Annotated in this window: 3 protein-coding genes; all 3 read left to right on the forward strand. The window is 72.1% G+C overall.

The genetic code is table 11. The features are described from left to right. On the forward strand, nucleotides 1-1,170 hold a 1,170-nt coding region (locus QH283_RS16390; RefSeq protein ID WP_280503854.1), incomplete at its 5' end, for an AMP-binding protein. Then, nucleotides 1,167-2,561 (forward strand): cytochrome P450, encoded by a 1,395-nt coding sequence (locus QH283_RS16395; RefSeq protein ID WP_280503855.1) that lies wholly within the window; start codon nucleotides 1,167-1,169, stop codon nucleotides 2,559-2,561. The genes QH283_RS16390 and QH283_RS16395, both read left to right, overlap by 4 nt. Further along, nucleotides 2,558-5,229: PEP/pyruvate-binding domain-containing protein (locus QH283_RS16400; protein WP_280503856.1), on the forward strand; the 2,672-nt coding region annotated here is incomplete at its 3' end. The genes QH283_RS16395 and QH283_RS16400, both read left to right, overlap by 4 nt.

The raw sequence follows: 5,229 nt of genomic DNA on the forward strand, positions 1-5,229 counted from the left end.
AAGGGGGTGCGGGTCACGCACGCGAACCTGGCCGCCAACTGCGCGCAGATCGGGCACGCGGCGTCGATGCGACCGGGCGAGACCTGGGTGGGCTGGCTGCCGCTGCACCACGACATGGGCCTGATCGGCGGCTTCCTCAACCCCATGTACCACGGCAACGACGCGGTGCTCATGCCGCCGAACCGGTTCCTGCGCCGTCCCGGCGACTGGCTGCGCGCGGTGCACACCTATCGCGGCTCCTTCACCGCGGCGCCGAACTTCGCCTACGGTTACACCGCCGCCAGGGTCACCGACGCGGAGCTCGACGGCGTCGACCTGTCCAGCTGGCGGTTCCTGTTCTGCGGGGCCGAGCCCATCCACCCGCCGACGGTGCAACGTTTCGTCGACCGGTTCCGCGCGTACGGACTGCCCGGTGACGCGCTGGTGCCCTGCTACGGGATGGCGGAGGCCTCGCTGGCGGTGACGGTCGCGCGCCCGCACGCCCCGGTGGCCTACGATTCTGTCTCCCGGCAGGCGCTCACCACGACGGGGAAGGTCGTCGACGTGCCCGACGGCGACGCCGACGCGCTCCAGATCGCCGACTGCGGCGCGCCGGTGCTCGGCACCGAGGTGCGGATCGTGGACGCCGACGGCTTGGAGTGCGGCGACGACGTGACCGGGCGCATCCAGTTCCGCGGCCCGTCGACCACCCCGGGTTACTTCGAGCTGCCCGAGATCACCGCGCAGGCGCGCGACGGGGACTGGTGGGACACCGGCGACATCGGCTACCTGCGCGCGGGCAGGCTGCGCATCACCGGAAGGCAGAAGGATCTGATCATCATCCGCGGGGCCAACCATCCGCCGACGGACTTCGAGATCGCCGCCGAGGCGGTGCCGGGGGTGCGGCCGGGTGGCGTCGCCGCGGTCGGCAGGCCCGACGCCGACGGCGCTTCCGAGGAGCTGCACGTGGTGGTCGAGACCGCCCTGGCGGAGGGCGAATACGAGGCGCTGCGGCGCGCGGTGCGGGTGGCGGTGAGCAAGCGCACCGGCATCCTGCCCGCCGAGGTCGTGGTGGTGCCGCCGCGCAGCATTCCCAAGACCACCAGCGGCAAGGTGCAGCGCGCGCTCACCAGGCAACTGTTCGTCGAGCCCGCGATGCGCGAACTGGCGCAGACCGGGGGCGCGGCATGAGCGGGCGGATGCTGGCCGGGCCAGGCGTGCGCAACCCGCTCGGCTTCTATCCGGCCTACCGTCGCGACCCGCTGACCCTGTTCTACGAGCAGGCGGTCGCCCACGGCGGCAGCGTGCGGCTGCGCCTGGTGCATCAGCACCTGCATCTGCTGGTGGAGCCCGAGCACATCAACCAGGTGCTGGTGACCAATGCCGCCGCCTACGCGAAGGGCATCAGCTATCAGAGCCTGAACCACATGCTCGGTCCCGGACTGCTGACCAGCGGCGGCGAGCTGTGGAAACGCCAGCGCGCCCTGATCAAACCGGCTTTCGCGCGCAGGCACGTGGAGACCGAGGTGCCGCTCATGCTGGCCTGCGGTGAGCGCATGCTCGCCCGTCTCGACGCGCACGCCGCGTCGGGGGCCGCGTTCGACCTGGTGCCGGAGCTGATGGGGTTCGCCGCGGACGTGGTGTGCCGGGCGGTGATGGGCGCCGACATCGACGGGGTGCTGCCGCAGATCGAGGACGACGTTCGCGAGGGCGTGGACTGGGTGATGCGGCACATGGCCGCGCCGGTCCAGATCCCGCCGTCGGTGCCGACCCCGGCCAACAGGCGCTTCCGCGCGGCGCTCGCCCGTCTGCACCGGGTGGTGGACGAGGTGATCGCCGGGCACAGGGCCGCCGACGACGGCCGTTCGCTGTTGAGCAGGCTGCTGGCGGCTCGGGACGACGCCGGTCACGCCATGGACGACGAGCAGTTGCGCCACGAGGTGCTGACCTTCCTGCTGGCCGGGCACGAGACCACCGGTGGCGCGCTGGCGTGGACGGTCTACGAGCTGTGCCGCAATCCCGCTGTGCTGGAACGGGTCCGCGCCGAGATCGACACCGCCCTGGTCTCGGGTGATCTGGCCTCGGGTGATCTGGCATCGGTGCTGTCGTCGCTCGAGCTGACCGGCCGCGCCGTCGACGAGGCCATGCGACTGCACCCGCCCGCCTGGGCGTTCAGCCGGACCGCGCTGCGCGCCGACAGCTTCGACCGCTTCGATCTGGAGCCCGGCGCGATCGTGGTGATCAGCCCGTTCGTCAACCACCGGTTCCCCGACTTCTGGTCCTCGCCGTTGACCTTCGATCCCGACCGGTTCATCGGGGAACGCAACCGCAAGCGCCCGCCGTTCCACTACTTTCCGTTCGGCTGGGGCGCGCACCTGTGCGTCGGCCGGCACATGGCGCTGGTGGAGGTGCGGGTCGGTCTGGCCCTGCTGCTGGCCCGCTACGACATCGAACTGGTCAACGGGTTGCGGGTGCGGGAGAACCCGGAGATCTCCAACACCCCCGACCCGGTGCTGGTGCGGCTCACCAGACGCGCGCCCGCCCCGTCCGGCGCGGCCGTTCTCGCGGAGGCGGCGCGATGAGCCGGGCACAGAAACCGCGGGGCGGGTCCACCCCGGCGCGGGCCGGGGCCGTCGTCCTCGCCGACACCCTGGCCGCGCAGCCCCCGCGCCCGGAGAGCTACGGCGCCAAGGCGGCCAATCTCGGGGCGCTGCTCGCCGCCGGCTATCGCGTCCCGCCGTTCGCGGTGGTGACGGCTTCGGCGTGCGCGCAGATCCTCGCCCCCGTCGCCGAGGACATCGGCCGCGCGCTGGCGGGGCTGCACCACACCGACTCCGACGCGCTGCGCGCGGTGTCGGCACAGATCCGTGCGTTGATCCGCGGGCTCGAACTGCCGGGGTCGGTCGCGGCGGAACTGGCCGCCGCTGTCGACGCCCTGGCGAGCGTGAAGCCGGCCGCGGCCACCGGCGAGCACTCCCGGAGCTCTTCCGCCTCGGACTTCGCACCGGCCGGGGACACGATCCGGCTGGCGGTACGCTCCTCGGTGAGCGGCGAGGACTCGGCCACCGATTCCTTCGCCGGACAACTGGACACGATTCTCAACGTCGCGCCCGGCGATGTCCCGGCCGCCCTGCTGGACGTGCTGGCCTCCGCCTTCTCGGAGCGCTCGCTGTTCTACCGCGCCCACCGCGGGCTCGACAACGCGGCCGTTGACTGCGCCGTACTGGTGCAGGTGCTGGTCGACAGCGCTGTCTCGGGGGTGGTGTTCAGCTGCAATCCGCAGTCCGGCGACCCGGCCGAGTCGGTGGTCTCGGCGGCGCCCGGCCTGGGTGAGGGCGTCGTCGCCGGCCTGGTCGAGTGCGACACCTATTTCGTCGACAACGCCTCCGGCCGGATCGTCTCGCGCGTGGTCGCCGACAAGCGCGGCCGAGTGGAGCCGGACGCCGCCACCGGCACCGCCGTGGTGCCCATCGAGGGCGGCGACAGCACCCCCGCGCTCACCGACGAGCGGATCGGCGAACTGGTCGGCATCGCCGCCGCGCTGGCCGGACGGCTGGGCGGACCGCAGGACGTGGAGTGGACCTACGACCGGTCGGGCGTGCTGCACCTGTTGCAGGCGCGGCCGGTCACCGCGACAGGGGCGCGCGAGACGATCTTCGACAACGTCAATGTCGCCGAATCCTATCCCGGCCTGTCCAGCCCGCTGACCTTCTCCATCCTGCGCGCCGCCTACGAGCAGGTGTTCCGCGCCTGCCACCGGGATTTCGGCGCGACGAAGCAGATCGTGGCCCGCAACAACGCGAGCCTCTACCCGTACCTGGTCGGCACCGCGCACGGGCGGATCTACTACAACATCAGCAACTGGTACCGGCTGTTCCTCCAGATCCCCGGCATGGAGTTCGCCATCGAGGGCTGGGAAGCCGCGCTCAACATCGAGAACCGCTACCGCAGGCCCGCCGTCCCGAAACGCGGCCTGGCCAAGCTGCGCACGCACGTGCTGCGGGCGCGGGTGATCGCCGTCATCGCCGTCGGCTGGCTGCGCCTGCCCAGGCGGTTGCGCAGGTTCTTCGACGAACTCGCCGTGTTCACCGCCGATCTCGATCGCCGCCTCGCGCCGGAGACCCCGAGCCGGGAGCGCGATCCCGAGGCGCTGGTGCAGTGGCTGGAACGGCTGCTCGGGCAGCTGGTCCCGGTGTACTCGGTGCAGATCTTCAACGACTTCCTCGCCCAGCAGCTGTTCCACGTGGTCGGTCTGTTGCTCGAACGCAGGGGCCTCGACGAGCAGCAGGCGCTCACACTGCGCAACGAGCTGTTCTGCGGCGAGGAGGGCGTGGACAGCGTCGATCCGGTGCGCTCCGCGCTCGCGCTGACGGCGACCATCCGCGCCGACGAGGGGTTGCGCGCCCTGTTCGAGGGCCCGCTGGACACCGAGGCGGTGTGGAAGACGCTGGCGCAGAAGGAGTTCGCCGGCTTCCGCGACGACTGCCTGCGCCACATCGCGCTGTTCGGCGACCGCACCGTGGCCGAGCTCAAGCTGGAGACCGACCCGCTGGGCGAGCATCCCGAACGCCTGGTGCCCATGCTGCGCAACTACCTGCGCGGCGGCCAGAACATCGACGACATGGCCGAACGGGAGAAGCGCATCCGGCGCGAGGCCGAGCAGACCGCCCGAACGCTGTTCCGCGGCAGCCGGGCCGAGCGGCTGGCCTTCCGGTTCGCCCTCGCCCGCGCCCGCGAGCACGTCAAGCAGCGCGAGAACATGCGCCTGGGACGCAGCCGCTCGTTCGGCCTGATCAAACGCGTGGTCCGCGAGTGCGGCAGGCACATGCACGAGGCAGGCCTGCTCGCCGAGCCACGCGACATCTTCTGGCTGACCTGGGAGGAGATCGTCGCGCTCGTCCGCGGCACCGCCGTCGACACCGATGTGGTCCGCACCGTGGCCACCCGCAAGGCGGACCACGAGCGCTGGCGCGACACCCCCGTGCCCACGCGCATCGTCACCACCGGCATCGCCGCCGCCACCATCGCCGACCCGGCCCTGGAGGCCCCCGCCACCGTCGACGACTCCGCGACCGTGCTGCACGGCATCGGCTGCGCGCCCGGCCGGGTGGAGGCCCCCGCCCTGGTGCTGGGCACGCCCGACCCGGACGTGGCGATCGACGGGCAGATCCTGGTCGCCGCCACCACCGACCCCGGCTGGGTGTTCCTCATGGTGGCGGCGGGCGGGCTGGTCAGCGAGAAGGGCAGCGT

Source organism: Nocardia farcinica (assembly GCF_029867845.1).
In the GTDB taxonomy this organism is placed as follows: Bacteria; Actinomycetota; Actinomycetes; order Mycobacteriales; family Mycobacteriaceae; genus Nocardia; species Nocardia farcinica_A.

Bases quoted from the DNA above. Each gene is read 5' to 3' on its own strand.
- QH283_RS16395 (WP_280503855.1), top strand. From the start codon at position 1,167: ATGAGCGGGCGGATGCTGGCCGGGCCAGGCGTGCGCAACCCGCTCGGC.